This is a genomic window from Microbacterium sp. NPDC089695, assembly GCF_044749085.1.
Classification (GTDB): Bacteria; Actinomycetota; Actinomycetes; order Actinomycetales; family Microbacteriaceae; genus Microbacterium.
Genome location: NZ_JBIVHG010000001.1, coordinates 874,382 through 892,915, shown reverse-complemented (window position 1 = coordinate 892,915; position 18,534 = coordinate 874,382). Strand labels below are relative to the sequence as shown.

The window sequence follows — 18,534 nt, the reverse complement described above, 5'->3', positions numbered from 1 at the left end:
CGCTTCGGCGCCGGTCGGACGGACCGCGCGACGACGATCAGCGCAGCAGCAGGTTCGGCTGCAGCAGGTACTTGAACGAGTCGAGGCCGGCCTGGTCGACCGAGGTCTGGCTCGTGATCAACACGGGGCTGAGCTTGTTCGCGTTGTCGCTCGAGGTGAACGTCACCCGCACGAACTCGCTCTTGACCGCGCCGAGCGCCTCGATCAGGTACTGCGGGTTCAGACCGAGCGTGACCTCGTCGCCGCCCGAGAGGATCGCGTCGACCGACTCGGATGCGCGCGCGTGCTCGCTGCCGGATGCATCCATCGTGACGCCGTCGGCGGAGAACGTGAAGCGCAGAGGCGCGGCACGGTCGAGCACGAGAGAGACACGACGGACGGCCTCGACGAGATCAGCCGTGTTCACGACCGCGTAGTGGTCGGTCTGCTCGGGGAACAGGCGTCGCACGGGCGGGAAGTTGCCCTTGATCAGCAGCGAGGTCACGGTCTTGTTCCCGGCGGTGAACGCGATGATCTCGCGGTCGCCTGCTCCGGAGAACGCGATCTGGATCGTACCTGCGTGTCCGAACGTCTTGCCGACCTCGACCAGGGTGCGAGCCGGCACCAGCGCGGTGGTCTCGACGGCTTCGCCATCCCACGGGACGTCGCGCAGCGACACCCGGTAGCGGTCGGTCGCGACCAGGCTGAGGCTCTGACCCGTCACCTCGAGCTGCACACCGGTCAGCACCGGCGTGACGTCGTCGCGGGACGCGGCGAAGCCGACCTGTGCGATCGCGGTGCCGAAGTCGTCGGCCGGCACGACGCCCGACGATCCGGAGACCTCGGGGATCGACGGATATTCCTCGACCGGCATGGCTGCGAGCGTGAACCGCGCGGATCCGCAGGTGACGGTGATCCCGCCGTCCTCCTCGACCGCGATCTCGATCGGGGCGTTCGGCAGACGGCTCGCGATGTCGGAGAGCAGTCGACCGTGGACGAGGATCGTGCCCGGTGTCTCGACCGTCGCCTCGATGGTGGTGCGCGCGGATGCCTCGTAGTCGAACGCCGAGAGCGTGAGTCCCGATCCGTCGGCCTCGATCAGCACTCCGGCGAGGATCGGCTGAGGGTTGCGCTGGGGGAGGAGCTTGACGACGAAGGACACAGCCTCGCTGAAGACATCGCGGTTGACCTGAAACCTCACGGGTGCTCCCTTGTCGTCGTTCTGTGACGCGTCGTGATCGGTCCTGCCAGTGCAGGGCTTCCCATGCTAGCCCCATGAATGCCCGGATCCCTACGAGCGGCCGATTCGGTCGGTCGGTCGGTCGGTCCCCAGCGTCTGGTGATCGGATCGCCCCTGATCTGACTTAACTCCTTAACGGTGTTAACACCTGTGGATACTGTGGATAAGTCGGTGGAAAGCAGACGCGAGTAGGGAACTACACGACTGTGAGTTGTGGAATCCCTGAGGAATCCGGGGGTGGACCGCCCTGCCCGGTCGATCGGCTGTCCCCGGGTTATCCACAGGTCGACGCGTTTCCCCCACATTCGTCCCGATGTCGACGCCGATCATCCACAAGTTATCCACATGTGCAGAAAGGCATCGATCGGATGCCGGAAGCGGCACGCGTCGCGACGAAGAAGGGGGTGCAGGGTCCCGACGGACACTGCACCCCCTTCTTCCGGGCGTCGACGCGGTTCAGCGTCGACCGAGCTGTGTGGTGATCTCGGTCACCTGGTTGTAGATCGAGCGCCGCTCCTTCATGAGCTCGCTGATCTTCTTGTACGCGTACATGACCGTGGTGTGGTCTCGGTTGCCGAACAGCTGCCCGATCTTCGGCAGAGACAGGTTCGTGCGTTCGCGGCACAGGTACATCGCGATCTGGCGCGCGGTGGCGATCTGCTGCGATCGGCTCGAGCCGTACAGGTCGTCGACCGTGAGCTTGAAGTACTGCGCCGTCGCGGTGATGATGTCGGTCGGCGAGATGATGTTGTCCTCGGCCGTGTCGATGATGTCGCGCAGCACCGTCTGCGCCAGGGCGATGTCGAGCGGCGACCGGTTGAGGCTCGCGAACGCCGACACCCGGATCAGTGCGCCCTCGAGCTCGCGGATGTTCGACGACACGACGGTGGCGATGTATTCGAGCACCTCATCGGGGATGTGCAGGGACTCGCTCTGCGCCTTCTTACGGAGGATCGCGATGCGCGTCTCGAGGTCGGGCGCCTGGACGTCGGTGATGAGGCCCCACTCGAAGCGGCTCCGCATCCTGTCCTCGAAGCCGGTCAGGAGCTTGGGCGCAACGTCGCTGGTGATCACGACCTGCTTGTTGTGATCGTGCAGCGTGTTGAAAGTGTGGAAGAACGCCTCTTGCGTCTCGGCACGACCCTGCAGGAACTGGATGTCGTCGATGAGCAGGATGTCGACTTCGCGGTACCGGGCCTGGAATGCGGCGCCCCTGTTGTTGGCGATCGAGTTGATGAAGTCGTTCGTGAACTCCTCGCTCGACACGTAGCGCACCTTGACGCCGGCATACAGGGACTGCGCGTAGTCGCCGATCGCGTGCAGGAGGTGCGTCTTGCCGAGACCCGAGTCGCCGTAGATGAAGAGCGGGTTGTACGCCTTGGCCGGAGCCTCGGCCACGGCCACGGCCGCCGCGTGTGCGAAGCGGTTGGACTGGCCGATCACGAAGTTGTCGAAGGTGTACTTCGGGTTGAGGCGCGACTCGTGGCGGACGGGCGCGGGCACCTGCTCCATCGGCGATTCGATCCGCACCTGCTCCTGGCGTCCGAAGTCGGGCACGGCGATCGGAGCGGTGGGCTGATCGGCGAGCTCGTGGTTCACGACCACGCGGTACGAGGTGACCTCGTCGCCGATGTGCGACAGGGCCTCCATGATCGGCAGCCGCAGGCGCTTGTTGATCTGCGCGGCCGTGAGATCGTTGGGCACCTCGAGGTAGAGGGTGGCCGCCATGACGCCGGCCGGAACGGCGAGACTGAGGAAGCCCTGCAGCTGAGGTGTCACACGATCGTCGGCGTCCAGCAGCTCCTGCACCGTGGCCCAGATCGGAACGTCGGGCTGGGCTGGTGAGGACATGACGCTCCGGGCGGGGATCGCGGAGGGTCGTCGTTGGATGCGGCCCCCCTGTGGATAACTTCGGATGCCACGGTAGTCATCAGGCCCGCGATCGGCAACCTGGCCTTGGAATACCGGGCGCGTGTTGCGCCCGCGTGTGAGGCCGAGGTTGTGGATAATGGCTGTGCGGATCTCCTCGAGCGACGACCGGATGAGCGCGCAGATTTGCTCTGCGCGCCGCCAGGACGTACCCTTAATCGGTTGACTTATGCCTGTACGGCAGTTCCCTATGTCTCCGGTCGCACAGATTCCGGTGGCAGCATTCCCGGAGTGATTCCATGAGCAAGCGCACCTTCCAGCCCAACAACCGTCGTCGCGCCAAGAAGCACGGCTTCCGCGCCCGTATGCGTACCCGCGCCGGCCGCGCCATCCTCTCGGCTCGCCGCGCGAAGGGCCGCACCGAGCTCTCCGCGTAAACCGCTGTGCTCGCCCGCCCGTTCCGGTTGACCCGCGGGAGCGACTATCGATTGGTCGTTCGACGCGGATCGCGGTGTGGCGGAGCCAAGGTCGTCACGTCTCTGTTGACGACGGGTGAGAGCAGAGCCGCGAGGTTCGGATTCATCATCAGCAAGCAGGTGGGCACCGCTGTCGTGCGCAATACCGTCAGGCGTCGGCTCAAAGCCGTCTGTGCGGAGGCGCTGGCACGGGTCCCCGAGGGCACGGATGTCGTCATCCGTGCCCTTCCTGCATCCGCGACCGCGACGTACGCCGAACTGAGCGCCGACGTGAACCGTTGCCTCGGTCGTCTCGCGAAGGTGCCGTCATGACCGCGTTGCCGGCGTCGTCGATCGGCACGGGCCATCTGCACTCGACGGATCTGCTCCGCAGCATCCCGCTCGTTCCCCGCAATCTCGTGCTCGGGTTCCTGGCCGGCTACCGCCGGGTGATCTCTCCGATGTACGGGGATGTGTGTGCCTACTACCCCTCGTGTTCGGCTTACGCTGTAGGGGCGGTGCAACAGCACGGCGCGGTGAAGGGGGCGGCGCTCTCTGCATGGCGCATCCTCCGTTGCAATCCCTGGAGCCGGGGCGGCGTCGATGACGTCCGTCCTCACGAACACTTCCGCTACGACCTGACCGCCCACGGTTTCGTCGTCCCTTCCCGAAAGGACTGACCGGTGGGTCTAGACCTCCTGCTCGCCAGCACCACCCCGTCGCCGGAACCGGCGTCCGGCGGGTTCGACCTGCTCGGGACGATCCTGTGGCCGCTCAAGTGGCTCGTCGAGATGGTGCTCGTCGCCTGGCACTGGCTGCTCACTGCGGTGGGCATGCCGGCAGCATCCGGCCTCACCTGGGTGCTCTCCATCGTCGGCCTCGTGATCGTCGTGCGTGCGGCACTGATCCCGCTGTTCGTGAAGCAGATCAAGAGCCAGCGGAAGATGATGGAAATCGCTCCTGAACTCCGAAAAGTTCAGGAGAAGTACAAGGGCAAGAAGGATCAGCTCTCTCGTGAGGCCATGAGCCGCGAGACCATGGCGCTGTACAAGAAGCACGGCACGACACCGATGTCGAGCTGCCTCCCGCTCCTCGTGCAGATGCCGGTCTTCTTCTCGCTGTACAGCGTGCTGAGCGACGTCAGCAAGCACGCCAAGCAGCAGATCGGTGGAGTCGGACTCCTCAGCCCTGAGCTCACCAAGGAGTTCTACGACGCCAAGCTGTTCGGCGTCGCATCGCTGCACGAGACGCTGGGCAACGCATTCGACGCGGGCAACACGACGGCGATCATCATCCTGATCACGCTCGTCGTTCTCATGATCGCCTCGCAGTTCTTCACCCAGCTGCAGATCATCTCGAAGAACCTGTCGCCCGAGGCCAAGACCGGCCAGGCGTACCAGATGCAGAAGATCATGCTCTACGTGCTGCCGCTGGGCTTCATCTTCTCGGGTGTCTTCTTCCCGCTCGGCGTCGTCATCTACTGGTTCATCTCGAACCTCTGGACCATGGGCCAGCAGTTCCTCGTCATCCGTGAGATGCCGACTCCGGGTTCGGACGCGGCCAAGGCGCGTGAGGAGCGTCTCGCGCGCAAGGGCAAGGCGATCGACTCGTCGGGCAAGGTCGTGTCGATGGCGGTCTACGAGGCAGAGCAGCAGCGGATGCTCGACGAGGCCGAGAAGGCCAAGGCCGAAGCACCCAAGCGTCAGCAGCCCGTGGGCAAGAAGCGCGCCAAGAAGAAGGGGAGCGGTTCATGACCGACAACCTGACCGAGTCCGTCGAACCGTCCGTCTCCGATCTCGAGAACGAGGGCGATGTCGCTGCCGACTACCTCGAGGAGCTGCTCGACATCGCGGACATCGACGGCGACCTGAATCTCGATGTGCGCCAGGGCCGCGCGTACGTCTCGGTCGAGGCCGAAGGTGACGCCCTGTCTCTCCTGTCGGCGCCCGATACGGTTCAGGCGCTTCAGGAGCTCACCCGCCTCGCTGTGCAGAACAAGACCGGATCGTTCTCCCGCCTCATCCTGGACATCGGGGGGTCGCGAGACACGCGTCGCCGTCAGCTCGAGACCCTGGTGACGGCCGCCGCCGCCAAGCTCGATGACGGAGCGTCGCAGGCGTCGCTCCCGGCGATGTCGAGCTACGAGCGCAAGCTGGTGCACGACATCGCGGCCGACCACGGTCTCGTCTCCGAGTCGTACGGTGAGGGTGCTGACCGCCACACCGTTCTGCGTCGTCACTGACGTTTCACGTGAAACATCGCATCGAGGATGCTTCGTGAGTGACGTCGAGGTCGAGCCTTCGGCAGCAGCGACACTGTTCGGCGACCGTCTCGATCTCGCCCGCCAGTTCACCGCATCGCTTGCGGAACAGGGCGAAGAACGTGGACTGATCGGCCCGCTCGAACTCCCTCGGCTCTGGACACGTCACATCCTGAACAGTGCGATCGCCGCGCCGCTTTTCCACGGGTCTGTTGCCGACATCGGATCAGGTGCAGGGCTGCCCGGCGTCGTGCTGGCGATCGCTCGCCCGGACGTGCAGTTCACGCTCGTCGAGCCAATGGAGCGTCGGGTCATGTGGCTCACCGAACAGGTGGCTGCACTCGGACTCGACAACGTGAATGTCGTGCGGGCACGCGCGGAGGATGTGCAGCGTGCCGACGGATTCGATGTCGTCACCGCGCGAGCCGTCAGCGCTCTGCGTACGTTGCTCCCCTGGACCGCGCCCCTCGTGCGCGACGGGGGAGAGCTCGTGCTGCTCAAGGGCAAGAACGCGGACAACGAGATCGATGCGGCGCAGAAGCAGATCAAGAAGTACCGGCTGTCGGACGTGCGCGTCGAGGTTCTCGGTGAGGGAGTGCTTCCCGAGGCTGAGGTGACTCGAGTGATTCGGGCCTTCGTTCGGGCCTGATCCCGAGGCTGGGTATCTTTCGGCAGCATCTCGCTTCGCTCGATGGCTGGGCTTGGGTCTGGTGTGTCGGGTTGCGGGGTGCTCCTCGGAAGGAGCAGAGCGGGGACCCTCCCGCTTCGCGGGCCCCTCCCGATGCTCCTTCCGAGGACACCCCTCCACCCGACCGTCCCACGGCGGTGCACTGTGTCCGTGTGTCGACGCTTCGCTGGACACTCGTGGGTGAGTGAACTATCGCCGTCAGGTTGTTGAGTAGTGGGGGTGTCGGGGATGTTTCACGTGAAACGGGCGGGGGATCGTGGCGTCCGATGTTTCACGTGAAACGTGGATAGCGTGAGGGGTATGGGAAGGGTGCTCATCACGGGGATGTCGGGAGTGGGGAAGTCGACCGTCGTGGAGGCGTTGGCTGCGCGGGGGATTACTTCGATCGACACGGACTATGGGGAGTGGAAGACGCCGGACGGGGTGTGGGATCTGGATGCTGTCGGCGCAGTGGTACGTGGGACGGAGAACATCGTCGTCGCCGGCACCGTCGACAATCAGGGACTGCTCTATGACGTGTTCGACCACGTGGTGCTGCTGACCGCCCCGCCGTCGGTGATGATCGATCGCGTGATGGCTCGCACAACGAACCCGTACGGCTCATCCGCCGCGGGGCGCGAAGAGATCCTGGCATACTCACTCAGCGTCGACCCGCTGCTTCGAGCGACAGCGACATCGGTGATCGACACCACACAACCGTTAGGCGACACCGTCGACGAGGTCGTCCGCCTGCTCGACACTCCACGCCGTTTCACGTGAAACACTCCTCGGGTCGGTGTAGCTCGGCCAATAGGCGATTTCTTGAGACGTACCGGCGCGCCACGGCACGCGTTCATCGCGACTGCTCACTCGCGCATCTGGAATAGGATCGCCTCCCGCGTGACGCTGTGGTCGCAGGTCGCGCACATTGGAGTCGGCGGGCGACGGTGGTCGACCCGATCGGATGTCGACGGGGCGGGGGAGCGAGCCTCGTTCGCCGCGCGACGGGATACTCGACCAGCATGAGCCGGGTCGCGGTGGTTGATTTGAGCGATACGTTCCTACATCTGAGAGGAACGCCTCATGACCACCCCGCCCAACCGACAACAGCGGTCGGTGCAGACGTGATCGGTTGACGGCACTCAGCGTCACCCGATGAAGGAACTGCCTAGGACGCAGGGAGGGTGGAAGTGGTGGTTGTCCGCGATAGGGCGATTCGGTGACTGACCATGAGTGGGACAGGCGTGTGGGAGCTACCGAGGCGATGAGTGACGAGTTCAGTCATCGATCTAAGGCCTTGAACGACCTGCGCCGCGCCATGTTTCACGTGAAACGGCTGCTTTGACTCGACGCCAGACCCCAGAATCACAGCGACTCGGGGGAGTGCGGCCGAAGGTGCAGGTGCGGAACGAGCATCGGGAGCGGCCCGCGAAGCGGGAGGGTCCCCGTTCTGCTCGTTCCGCACGTGCACCGCAGGCCGCCCACCAGTGACAAGGCCGCCCACCAGTGACAACCACCCCGCAACTCTGCCACGTCAGGGATAGCGATTAGAGTGGAAGACGGTCCCGAAAGGAGTGGATGTTTCACGTGAAACAGTCCGAACAGGCATCACCGAAGGACACATTCGGGATGGATACGCCGCTCGCGCGGGAACTCGCCGACCTCTCTGCTCGCCGTCGCGCGCTGGAGGAGGTGCACGTCGACTTCAGCGGTGAGACCCGCATCCTCACCGTCTCGAACCAGAAGGGCGGCGTCGGAAAGACCACGAGCGCTGTCAACATCGCGTCGGCCCTCGCCGGGCTCGGTGCGAAAGTCCTCGTGATCGATCTCGATCCGCAGGGCAACGCGTCGACCGCTCTCGGTGTCCCGCACAATGCCGACACCCCCAGCGTGTACGACGTGCTCATCGAGGAGTTCCCACTCGCGGACATCGTCCAGCAGAGTCCGGAGAACGAGAACCTCTTCTGCGCGCCGAGCACGATCCACCTCGCCGGTGCCGAGATCGAGCTCGTGGCCCAGGTCGCTCGCGAGCATCGCCTGCGTCGTGCTCTGCTCGACTACCTCGAGGGCAATCCGATCGACTTCGTGATCATCGACTGCCCACCGTCGCTGGGCCTGCTGACGATCAACGCCTTCACCGCGGCATCCGAGGTGTTCATCCCGATCCAGTGCGAGTACTACGCCCTTGAAGGGTTGAGTCAGCTGCTCGGGAGCATCCAGATGATCCAGAAGCATCTGAATCCAGGTCTGCACCTGTCGACCATCCTGCTCACGATGTACGACGGCCGCACGCGCCTCGCCCAGCAGGTCGCCGACGAGGTGCGCACCCACTTCCCGACGCAGGTGCTGGAGACCGTGATCCCGCGGTCGGTGCGTGTGTCGGAGGCCCCGAGTTTCGGGCAGACCGTGATCGCCTACGATGGGCAGTCCGCCGGTGCGATCGCATATCGCGAAGCCGCTGTCGAGATCGCGTCGCGCATAGTGACGCAGAGCAAGGAGAAATGATGGCCAAGCGCACCGGATTGGGCCGTGGCATCGGCGCTCTCATCCCGACCGCCGACCAGGCGGAGCGTCCCGTCGACGTGTTCTTCCCGGGCACGAGCATCCGCCCGGCAGAGACCCCGGCGCCCGAGGTCGTCGACACCCCCGATCTCGAGGCCGTTCCCGGCATCCACCTGATCCAGATCGATCCGCAGAAGATCGTGCCGAACCCGCGCCAGCCGCGCACGCACTTCGATCCCGAAGACCTCGCCGAACTCGTGCACAGCGTGCGGGAGTTCGGGGTGCTGCAGCCGGTCGTGGTGCGCAGGAACGGCGACGGCGACTACGAGCTGATCATGGGGGAGCGGCGCACCCGCGCCGCACGTGAAGCACAGCTCGACGCGATCCCCGCGATCGTGCGGGAGACCGCCGACGAGGACCTCCTCCGCGACGCCCTCCTCGAGAACCTGCATCGCTCGGAGCTGAATCCGCTGGAAGAGGCATCGGCCTACCAGCAGCTCCTCGAGGACTTCGGCATCACGCAGGAAGAGCTTGCGACCCGGATCGGACGATCGCGTCCGCAGATCAGCAACACCATCCGTCTGCTCAAGCTTCCGGTGCCCGTGCAGCAGCGCGTCGCGGCCGGCGTGCTGACCGCGGGTCACGCTCGGGCGATCCTCAGCCTCGACACCCCGGAGGCCATGCAGCGTCTCGCCGACAAGGTCGTGAACGAAGACCTGTCGGTGCGCGCCACGGAGGAGGCCGCGAAGAGCACCCCGTCGGCGGCCGGACGCACGGCCAAGCCGACGCCGGGAGCCCGACGCGCCTACCTCGACGAGGTCGCCGGCAATCTCGGCGATCGACTCAACACGCGCGTCAAGATCTCTCTGGGTGCTCGCAAAGGCCAGGTCACCATCGATTTCGCATCCATCCAGGATCTGAACCGGATTCTCGAGGAGCTGGGGGAGTCGAGTTACGGCTCGGCATGAGATGACCGCCCGCTGAGGCCGCTCGTCCCCTAGACTCGCCCCATCGTGACGAGGGGGGACGACAATGTCCGCAGAACAGACTCCGACAGGCATCCGCCGCAAGGTGATCGCCGTCAGCATCGCAGCGGCGCTCGGCGGATTCCTCTTCGGCTTCGACACCGCCGTGATCAACGGCGCCGTCGACGCCCTCGCCGGCAACGTCTCGGGTTTCGACCTGAATGTCGGACTCAAGGGCTTCGCGGTGTCGTCGGCTCTGATCGGCTGCGCGGTCGGGGCGTGGTTCGCCGGGCCCATCGCGAACAGACGCGGGCGGATCCCCGTCATGGTGGTCGCCGCGGCGATGTTCTTCGTGTCGGCGATCGGTTCGGGACTCGCCTTCAGCGTGGTCGACCTGATCATCTGGCGTGTGATCGGCGGGCTCGGCGTCGGCGCGGCATCCGTCATCGCGCCGGCCTACATCGCCGAAGTGTCGCCGGCGGCGATCCGCGGACGTCTGGGATCACTGCAGCAGCTCGCGATCGTGACCGGTATCTTCGCGGCTCTGCTGTCGGATGCGCTGCTCGCGGGCATCGCCGGTGAGGCCGATCAGCCGCTGTGGGGGCTCACGGCATGGCGCTGGATGTTCATGGTCGCGGCCATCCCTGCTCTCGTCTACGGCCTCGTGTCGCTCAGACTGCCGGAGTCGCCACGATATCTGGTGCGCAAGGGCGACCTCGATCGGGCATCCGAGGTGTTGCAGACCGTCACCGGAACAGTCGACGTGAAGGCGAAGATCGCCGAGATCACCGGGACGATCGACACGGAGAAGTCCGAGTCGCTTCGCGACCTCCGCGGCAGCAGGCTCGGCCTCAAGCCGATCGTGTGGGTCGGCATCCTGCTCTCGGTCTTCCAGCAGTTCGTCGGCATCAACGTGATCTTCTACTACTCGACCACACTGTGGCAGTCGGTGGGCTTCGATGAATCGAGCGCCCTGCTCACGTCGGTCATCACCTCGGTCACGAACATCGTCGTCACGATCGTCGCGATCCTGCTGGTCGACAGGATCGGCCGCCGCATCATGCTGCTGGTCGGCTCGGTCGGCATGACCGTGACCCTGGGGCTCATGGCGCTCGCCTTCTCGTTCGGAACCCTGGATGCCGAGGGCACCGCCGCTCTTCCCGATCCGTGGGCCACGGTCGCGCTGATCTGCGCGAACGGCTTCGTGGTCTTCTTCGGGGCGACGTGGGGTCCGCTCGTCTGGGTGCTGCTGGGGGAGATCTTCCCGAACTCGATCCGCGCCGGGGCACTGGCGGTGGCCGCCGCGGCGCAGTGGGCCGCCAACTTCTTCATCTCGACGACGTTCCCCGTCTTCGCCGAGATCGGTCTGACGTTCGCCTACGGGTTCTACGCGTTCTTCGCACTCCTGTCGTTCTTCTTCGTGTACTTCAAGGTCCCCGAGACGAAGGGCATGGAGTTGGAGGAGATGTCCGACGAGTTGGTCGTCCGGCGCCGTGGACGTCCGTCACCGACGTAGGCTGGCAGCATGACCGAGTCCGTTCCCCGCCATGCCAGCCTCGAGGTGCTGCGCGCCGAGGCGGCGGATGAGCTTGCCGTTCTGGTACAGGAGCGCCTGCTGAACGGCGAGGATCCGTGGGACTTCATGGAAGAGCTCCCGAGCGTCGACGAACTCGTCGTGTACCTGCTGCGTGCTGACAACATCACGGCGAACGACGGTGTGAGGCCCAACGAGGCGCGTCATTACCGCGTGCTGCGGCAGATCGCGCTCGAGTACCCCGAGCTGACGTCCGCGGTCTGGGGCCTACTCGACGAGAAGCAGCGTCACCGCCGGTGGGATCCGACCATCGCCGACGTCTCCTGACGCATGCCGCGGATGCTGGTGGCGTACGACCCCACGTGCCCGAGGGCGCCCGTCAGCGCGCGGGATCCTCGTCGGGCTGGAGCGGCCACCACGTCGGCATGAGGGCGAGGATGCGGTCGGCGCCGGCCCGCGCATCCGTGTCCTCCCCGGCCGACCAGACGTCGATCGCTCCGACGAGGGCTCCGGAGAGGAATGCCGCGACCTCGTCGCGTCGTGCCGGGACGGATGCGGCGCCCGTCGAGGCGAACACGTCGAGCGCCAGGATGAAGCGTCCGCGCAGGCGCGCGTCGATCGCGGCCCGCAGAGAGCCGGCCCATCGGGACTGCAGCAGCGAGCGGTAGAGGGTCCGTTCGGCGGCGACGTGCTCGAGGATCGTCACGAGCGCCGTGCGGTAGCGCTGCAGGTCGATTCCGCCCTGCTCGGGGTCGACCGTCGCGACCGCATCGAGGTCGCGCGTGAGGAACTCGACCGCGAACTCCTCCACACCCGCGGCGTGGCCGTAGAAGGTGGTGCGGTGCACTCCGGCCTCCCGACACAGTGAGGCGACCGTGATGGCGTCGAGCGGCGCGCTGGCGAGGAGGCGCAGCAGCGCATCGCCGAGCGCGGTGCGGGTGCGGGCGTGACGGGGGTCGTCGTTCACAGGAGCCTTCCGAATCAATTCGACAAGTGTAGATTAGATGTGGACAAGGAGAAAGAAATGACATTCCCCGTACTGCAGGACAAGGTCGCCATCGTCACCGGAGCCGCGATGGGCATGGGCGAGGCGACGGCACGGCTGTTCGCCGCCTCCGGCGCCAAGGTCGTGGTCTCCGACTTCAACGAGGATAAGGGGCGGGCGGTCGCCGATGACATCGCCGCGTCGGGAGCCGAGAGTCTGTTCGTCAAGGTCGACATCTCGAATGCCGAACAGGTCGAGGCCATGGTCGCCGCGACGGTCGAGCGGTTCGGCCGCCTGGACGTGGCGGTGAACAACGCCGCTCTGACACCTGACGACAAGCCGGTCGCCGAGTTCGACGAGGCCTACTGGGACCGCCTGATGGCCGTCGACCTCAAGGGCACCGCGCTGTGCATGAAGTACGAGATCCGTCAGCTGCTCGCTCAGGGTGAGGGCGGATCGATCGTGAACATCTCGTCGGTCTCGGGCTTCCGCCCGCAGCCGAACAACATCGCCTACGTCGCCGCCAAGCACGGCGTGGTCGGCATGACCAAGGTCGCGGCGCTCGAGTACGGTGCGCAGAACATCCGCGTGAACAGCGTCGCCCCCGGCGCGATCGACACCCCGATGCTGCGCGGCGCCCTGGAGCAGTTCGGATTCACGGCCGAGGAGTACGCACCGCAGCTCAGCCTGCTGAACCGCTTCGGTCAGGCCGAGGAGATCGCCCAGGCCAGCCTGTGGCTCGCCTCCGACGCCTCGTCGTACCTGACCGGTACGACGATCCACGCGGATGCCGGGTACACGGCGCGCTGAGACACCGTAGACGCAGAGAAGGCGCGGACCGCACGGTCCGCGCCTTCTCTGTATGCCGGGGAGGGATCAGCCGATGTAGGCGGCGAGATCCTGCTCGAGGGCGTGCTTCGGCTTGGCGCCGATGATGGTCGTCTTGACCTCACCGCCCTGGAACACCTTCATCGCCGGGATGGAGGTGATCTGGTACTGCATCGCCAACTGCGGGTTCTCGTCGACGTTCAGCTTGACGATCGTGATCTTGTCGGGGTTGTCGGCCTGGATCTGGTCCAGGACCGGCGCGACCATACGACACGGTCCGCACCACTCGGCCCAGAAGTCCACCAGCACGGGACCTTCGGCCTGAAGGACGTCCTGCTCCCAGGTCGCCTGGCTCGTAGCCTTTGCACTCATCAGAGTTCTCCTTGATTCGAGGTTCGCCTGCTACAACAGCAGCCGAGGTGAAACTGTTCCCTGCCGGTCAGGCGGTGATGATCTCGGCGGCCTCGGCTGCCGGCACCTCGACCGAGGCGTCATCGAAATCCGCGAGGAAGTGCTCGGCATCCAGCGCCGCGACCGTTCCCGAGCCGGCAGCCGTGATGGCCTGCCGGTACGTGGGGTCGATCACGTCGCCCGCCGCGAACACACCGGGGACCGAGGTCTTCGACGAGCGGCCGTCGACCCAGATCGTGCCCTCGGCCGTGAGGTCGAGCTTGTCGTGCACGAGGTGCGTGCGCGGGTCGTTGCCGATCGCGATGAACAGGCCGTCGAGGGCGAGATCGCGCTGCGAGCCGTCGACCGTGGACGTGAGCTTCACACCGGTCACGGCGTCGCCGCCGAGGACCTCGGCGACCTCGCTGTTCCAGACGAACTCGATCTTCTCGTTCGCGAACGCGCGCTCCTGCATGATCTTCGAGGCGCGCAGCGTGTCCTTGCGGTGGATGACGTAGACCTTGTCGGCGAAGCGCGTGAGGAAGGTCGCCTCCTCCATCGCCGAGTCGCCGCCGCCGACGACCGCGATCGTCTTCTCGCGGAAGAAGAAGCCGTCGCACGTCGCGCACCACGAGACGCCGTAGCCCGAGAGGCGCTCTTCGCCCTCGATGCCGAGCTTGCGGTACGCCGAGCCGGTCGCGTAGATCAGGGCCTGGGCCTCGTGCACGGCGCCGCTGCCCAGCGTGATCTTCTTGACGGGACCGGCGACGTCGAGCTCGGTGACGTCGTCGTAGACGACCTCGGTGCCGAACTTCTCGGCCTGCTCCTGGAACTTCGCCATGAGCTCGGGACCCTGGATGCCCTCGGGGAAGCCCGGGTAGTTCTCGACCTCGGTGGTGTTCATCAGCTCGCCACCGACCTCGACCGAGCTCGCGATGAGCAGCGGCTTGAGGTTCGCGCGCGCCGCATAGATGGCGGCGGTGAATCCGGCGGGGCCGGAGCCGATGATGATGACCTGACGCATGTGCTCTCCGTGATCAAGGCGTTGCAGAGACGTCGGAAGACGCTCGACTGGTTCAACCCATGGTAACCGCGGGACATTCCCGATGTCTGGGCCTCAACGGCCCGGCAGGAACCTGCGCAGCAGAGTGCCCGCCACCTTGAGCTCGGGCGAGCGCAGCAGGGCGAGGATGACGAGATAGACGACCACCACGGCCGCCCCGATGATGCAGGTGCCGAGCGCACCCTGCAGCTTGTCGGTCGTGGTCCATCCGTCCATGCCGCCGAGCAGGACGAAGACGCCCCAGCCCGCGAATCCGGCGGGGATGCCGGCGATCGCGAACCGCGCGATCGCCGAGAGCCACGTGCGGATCTGCAGCCCACCGATCTTGCGATGCAGGAGCCAGGTCGCCACGACGACCTGGATGGTGCTCGCGATCGACTGCCCGAGGGCGATCGTGGCCGCGAGCGAGGTGAGCTCGATCACGTCGGCCGCGAGCATCCACTGCGCGGCCAGCGCGCCCAGCACCACGAGCACGCTCTGGAACAGCGTGAACCAGAAGGGGGTGCGGGTGTCGCCGTAGGCGTAGAACGTGCGCTGCACGATGAACAGCACCGTGAGTGGGATCAGGCACACGAGGAAGCACACGAGCACAAGCGCGGCATCCGCGGCGTCCGACGCCGCGTTCGTGAAGATGCGGGATGCCGGGATGGCGGCGGCGGCGACCGCCGCGACCGCCGCGACGATGAAGAACAGCAGGGTGCGGATGCTGCGGGCGATGTCGGCCCGCACCTCGTCGTCGCGGCCTGCGGCCGCGTGCTCGCTGATCTGCGTGAAGTACGGCGTACCGATCGAGAGCACGATGATCGAGTACGGGAGCATGAAGATGAGCCAGGCGTACTGGAACGTCGCGACCGATGCCCCCTGGCCCGCGGCCTCGGTGAGGATCTGCGTCTGCACGAGCCCCGCGACGAGGCTGGCGACCGCCATCAAGAAGGTCCAGCCGGCGAGCTTGCCGACGTTGCCGAGTCCGACACCCCTCCAGCGGAAGTCGGGACGCAGCGCGAAGCCTGTGCGACGCCAGAAGACCAGGAGGATCGCCGCTTGGATCACGATGCCGAGCGTGGCGGTGCCGCCGAGCGCCGCGATCATCCCGGGCGTCCAGTCGTCGATCCGCGTGAGCGGTGCGCCGAAGACCGCGCCGATGATGAGGAACCCGATGATCGAGACGATGTTGTTGACGACCGGCGCCCAGGTGAACGGACCGAAGATGCGCCGGGCGTTGAGGGCCTCGCCGAGCAGCGCGTAGAGGCCGTAGAACAGGATCTGCGGCATGCACCAGTAGGCGAACGCTGTCGCGAGCGCGAGGAACTCCGGCGTCGCCTTGACTCCCGCGAACAGCCAGACGAGCCAGGGCGAGGCGATCGTGGCGACCGCCGCCACGGCGACGAGCACGACGGTGCCGAGCGTGAACAGCTTGGAGATGAACGCGTTGCCGCCGTCGGCATCCGCTGTCGCCTTGACGATCTGCGGGATGATCACGGCCGTCAGCACACCCACCGAGATGAGCGAGAACACGCTGTTCGGCAGTTGGTTCGCGATCGCGAAGGAGTCGGCGGCTCCGGCGGCGACCGAGCCGATCACGCCGACCAGCACGATCGTGCGGATGAGGCCGGTGACCCGCGAGATCATGGTGCCCGCGCCGATGATGGCGCTCGCGCGCCCGAGTCCGCTCATGCCTCGTGCCCATCTGCTGCGGGATCGGTCGCTGCGCGCTCGCGACGTCGACGGACGACCGTGCGGATCGTGCCGAGACCCAACAGCAGCACGATCAGACCGCCGAACACGATCAGACCGATCGTCTCCCATTCGGCCCGCACCGACACGCGCACGGTCTCGACCTGTCCGATCGTGACGCCCGTGGGGCTCGACAACTGCAGCCGGAGGTTGAGTTCGCCGCTGCCCACGCGCGCCGACACCGGCACCTTGATACGAGACGTGGTGCCGGCCTGCACCACCGCGTCCTGCGGGGAGTCGACCTCGAGGCGCGGATCGCTCGGCGACACGGACACACGCACGTTCACGGGCCACGGCAGATCGTTCCGCACGGCGAACGGCAGGTCGGCGTTCGCCGACAGGAGCTGGATCGTGCTGGCAGGAGGGATGTCGACGGCCTGCAGGGTCGATGTCGTCGCATCTTCGACCGCCTCGACCGCGTCATCATGCGCGCTGTCGCCGAGACCGACGCCGGAGGCGCGCATGATCTGGATGCGCTTCGGGCTGAGGAGTACCTGCGGGTCGTCGAGCATGGTCGCGAAGTCGGCGAGGACCGGTTCCGCCGACAGCATGCTCCGCAGATCGGCGGCGCGCTCCGTGTCTGCTTCGGAGGTCAGGGTCGTCACGGCGGCCTGAGCGGCGAGGATGCCGCTGAGTCCGAAACCCAGAGTGTCGACGGCGCTCACGGTCTCCCTGAGGGCGTCGGTCGAGCGCGTCTCGTCGCGGCTCAGTCCGATCAGGACCGGGGCATCGGTGCTCGCTCGACCGGAGAACGAGAGGTGCGCGCTCGCCTCTGAGATCAGGGCCTGGCGGGCTGCGGGATCGTTCTCGCTCGCAGCGCGCGACAAGGCCGAGGATGCGGCGGCGTCGGTCACGAGCACGTCGTGGCCGTCGATCGTCGAGTGGCCGCCTACCGAACCGCTCGTGGACGCGGAGGAGAGCACGGTGACCGCATCGGCGCCGAAGTACGTCGCGAACGTCTCGAGGTCCGTGTCGAGGATGCCGCTGCGGGGCCATATGACGCCATCGGTCGCACCCTCGACGGCCATGAGGGTCGCGTCGTCGGGCAGGGAAGGACCGTCGGTGCGGATCGGCGTCGGAGCCGTCGTCGCGGTCTCGTCGGGCGCCGGCGTCTCGGGAGCGGTCGTGAAGCGGGCGGGGTCGAGGAACGGCGCGAGGGTCGTGGGCTGCAGGGGAGCAGAGAGGCCGGCCTGCGACTGCGCGGTGACGTCGGCGTCGCCGAACTGGAGGGCGAATCTCTCGTTGGGCAGCGCGTCGAGGCGGCTCAACCACTCGCTCACCGATTCCGGGGCGGCCGATCCGAGTGCGCGGATCGCGGCAGGGATCGCCGGGTCGATCGCGAGCACGGCCGAGGTCCCCGAAACGCCTTCGAGCACCGCGGTGAGAGCGCCGTCCGCGGCCGTGAGAGTCGTGAGCTCCTCGAGAGTGAGCAGAGCACCGTCGGCGGGGGTCGCGGTGATCGGCACGAACACCGCGATCGACGCGGACGTCGACTCCGACACGACCAGCACAGACGTGGAGACGATCTGCTCTGCGGCATCCTCGTCAGCGCTCTCGGCTGTGTCTTCGGTCACCCCATCGAGGGTCGCCCGCAGTGGGTAGACGCCCGGCGTGAGGTCGGCCAGGGAGGCAGCGGGGACGGGGATGCTGGATGTCGAGCTCGCATCGGGGTCGAGCGCCGTCGTGGTGTCCGATCCGATCTCATCGAACGGACCGGGTGCGTCGGCGTCGTCGAGCCACGCCGTGAGCGCGGCTTCGTCTCCGAGCGGGGTGCGGCCGAGATCCACCGTGACGCGGCCCGAGGTGATGCGCGACTCCCCATCGTTCCGTACAGTCAGCGTCGTCGTCGTGGCGCTGCCCGGTGCGACGGTTCCGCGAGTACCGGCCGAGACGTACAGCTCCACGGTCGCCTCGTCCGACGCGGTCGCCGCGACGGCCGTACCGGATGCCGGAGCGCACACGGCGAGCACTGCGGCGAGGACGACGGAGCCGCGCGCCAGGCGGTGCAGGCGCGCGCGGAGGCCGTTCTCAGGGGTGCTCGCGGTCATGGAGGTCTTTCGTCG

At 66.5% G+C, this 18,534-nt stretch carries 19 protein-coding genes; 12 read left to right on the top strand and 7 right to left on the bottom strand.

The annotated features are described in order from the left end of the window. Positions 1–37: 37 nt before the first annotated feature. Together dnaN and dnaA are read right to left on the bottom strand one after the other, a co-directional pair. On the bottom strand, positions 38–1,180 hold the full coding sequence (gene dnaN / locus ACIPYT_RS04460) for a DNA polymerase III subunit beta (protein ID WP_401071023.1): 1,143 nt from the start codon (positions 1,178–1,180) through the stop codon (positions 38–40). 495 nt (positions 1,181–1,675) lie between these two features. Next, positions 1,676–3,070 carry a chromosomal replication initiator protein DnaA gene (gene dnaA / locus ACIPYT_RS04455; protein WP_401071021.1) on the bottom strand — a complete coding sequence of 465 codons (1,395 nt, stop codon included), beginning with the start codon at positions 3,068–3,070 and terminating at the stop codon, positions 1,676–1,678. 317 nt (positions 3,071–3,387) lie between these two features. Here dnaA and rpmH point away from each other — a divergent pair, with 317 nt between their 5' ends. The 11 genes from rpmH to ACIPYT_RS04400 all read left to right on the top strand — a co-directional run bounded on the left by rpmH (position 3,388) and on the right by ACIPYT_RS04400 (position 11,798). Further along, positions 3,388–3,525, top strand: coding sequence for a 50S ribosomal protein L34 (gene rpmH, locus ACIPYT_RS04450; protein ID WP_022879826.1), 138 nt, complete (start codon positions 3,388–3,390; stop codon positions 3,523–3,525). Between the two features lie 6 nt (positions 3,526–3,531). After that, positions 3,532–3,876 (top strand): ribonuclease P protein component, encoded by a 345-nt coding sequence (rnpA, locus tag ACIPYT_RS04445; RefSeq protein WP_401071019.1) that lies wholly within the window; start codon positions 3,532–3,534, stop codon positions 3,874–3,876. Further along, positions 3,873–4,223 carry a membrane protein insertion efficiency factor YidD gene (gene yidD / locus ACIPYT_RS04440; RefSeq protein WP_401071017.1) on the top strand — a complete coding sequence of 117 codons (351 nt, stop codon included), beginning with the start codon at positions 3,873–3,875 and terminating at the stop codon, positions 4,221–4,223. Before rnpA ends, yidD begins: the two co-directional genes overlap by 4 nt. A 3-nt stretch (positions 4,224–4,226) precedes the next feature. After that, positions 4,227–5,297: a membrane protein insertase YidC gene (gene yidC, locus ACIPYT_RS04435; RefSeq protein WP_401071015.1), complete on the top strand. Its 1,071-nt coding sequence runs from the start codon at positions 4,227–4,229 to the stop codon at positions 5,295–5,297. Continuing rightward, positions 5,294–5,785 (top strand): protein jag, encoded by a 492-nt coding sequence (locus ACIPYT_RS04430; protein WP_401071013.1) that lies wholly within the window; start codon positions 5,294–5,296, stop codon positions 5,783–5,785. The genes yidC and ACIPYT_RS04430 overlap by 4 nt, the downstream gene beginning before the upstream one ends. Before the next feature lie 34 nt (positions 5,786–5,819). Continuing rightward, positions 5,820–6,452 carry a 16S rRNA (guanine(527)-N(7))-methyltransferase RsmG gene (gene rsmG / locus ACIPYT_RS04425; protein ID WP_401074736.1) on the top strand — a complete coding sequence of 211 codons (633 nt, stop codon included), beginning with the start codon at positions 5,820–5,822 and terminating at the stop codon, positions 6,450–6,452. Between the two features lie 339 nt (positions 6,453–6,791). Continuing rightward, the gene (locus ACIPYT_RS04420) at positions 6,792–7,250 is read left to right on the top strand and encodes an AAA family ATPase (RefSeq protein WP_401071011.1); all 459 of its coding nucleotides are present in this window, start codon (positions 6,792–6,794) and stop codon (positions 7,248–7,250) included. Positions 7,251–8,099: 849 nt separating this feature from the next. Next, complete coding sequence (locus ACIPYT_RS04415) at positions 8,100–8,975, top strand: ParA family protein (RefSeq protein WP_401071009.1); 876 nt, start codon at positions 8,100–8,102, stop codon at positions 8,973–8,975. Beyond that, a complete protein-coding gene (locus tag ACIPYT_RS04410; RefSeq protein WP_401071007.1) occupies positions 8,975–9,940 on the top strand; it encodes a ParB/RepB/Spo0J family partition protein in 966 nt (321 codons plus the stop codon). The genes ACIPYT_RS04415 and ACIPYT_RS04410 overlap by 1 nt, the downstream gene beginning before the upstream one ends. 64 nt (positions 9,941–10,004) lie before the next feature. Beyond that, positions 10,005–11,453 carry a sugar porter family MFS transporter gene (locus tag ACIPYT_RS04405; RefSeq protein ID WP_401071005.1) on the top strand — a complete coding sequence of 483 codons (1,449 nt, stop codon included), beginning with the start codon at positions 10,005–10,007 and terminating at the stop codon, positions 11,451–11,453. Positions 11,454–11,462: 9 nt separating this feature from the next. Then, the gene (locus ACIPYT_RS04400; protein WP_401071004.1) at positions 11,463–11,798 is read left to right on the top strand and encodes a tryptophan synthase subunit alpha; all 336 of its coding nucleotides are present in this window, start codon (positions 11,463–11,465) and stop codon (positions 11,796–11,798) included. A gap of 52 nt (positions 11,799–11,850) precedes the next feature. On the opposite strand, the gene ACIPYT_RS04395 is transcribed toward ACIPYT_RS04400, so the two are convergent. Beyond that, entirely contained in the window at positions 11,851–12,438 is a 588-nt protein-coding gene (locus tag ACIPYT_RS04395) for a TetR/AcrR family transcriptional regulator (protein ID WP_401071002.1), read from the bottom strand. 57 nt (positions 12,439–12,495) lie between these two features. Here ACIPYT_RS04395 and ACIPYT_RS04390 point away from each other — a divergent pair, with 57 nt between their 5' ends. After that, positions 12,496–13,266, top strand: a complete 771-nt coding sequence (locus ACIPYT_RS04390) for an SDR family NAD(P)-dependent oxidoreductase (RefSeq protein ID WP_401071000.1) — start codon at positions 12,496–12,498, stop codon at positions 13,264–13,266. Positions 13,267–13,332: 66 nt separating this feature from the next. Here the strand turns inward: ACIPYT_RS04390 and trxA are convergent, their stop codons facing one another. From trxA to ACIPYT_RS04370, 4 genes are all read right to left on the bottom strand, one after another. Next, the gene (gene trxA, locus ACIPYT_RS04385; protein ID WP_144875479.1) at positions 13,333–13,656 is read right to left on the bottom strand and encodes a thioredoxin; all 324 of its coding nucleotides are present in this window, start codon (positions 13,654–13,656) and stop codon (positions 13,333–13,335) included. 67 nt (positions 13,657–13,723) lie between these two features. Next, positions 13,724–14,698, bottom strand: coding sequence for a thioredoxin-disulfide reductase (gene trxB, locus ACIPYT_RS04380; RefSeq protein WP_401070998.1), 975 nt, complete (start codon positions 14,696–14,698; stop codon positions 13,724–13,726). A 93-nt stretch (positions 14,699–14,791) separates the two neighbouring features. Continuing rightward, positions 14,792–16,411, bottom strand: coding sequence for a murein biosynthesis integral membrane protein MurJ (murJ, locus tag ACIPYT_RS04375; protein ID WP_401070996.1), 1,620 nt, complete (start codon positions 16,409–16,411; stop codon positions 14,792–14,794). Further along, on the bottom strand, positions 16,408–18,519 hold the full coding sequence (locus ACIPYT_RS04370; RefSeq protein ID WP_401070994.1) for a DUF6049 family protein: 2,112 nt from the start codon (positions 18,517–18,519) through the stop codon (positions 16,408–16,410). Before ACIPYT_RS04370 ends, murJ begins: the two co-directional genes overlap by 4 nt. Positions 18,520–18,534: the final 15 nt, after the last annotated feature.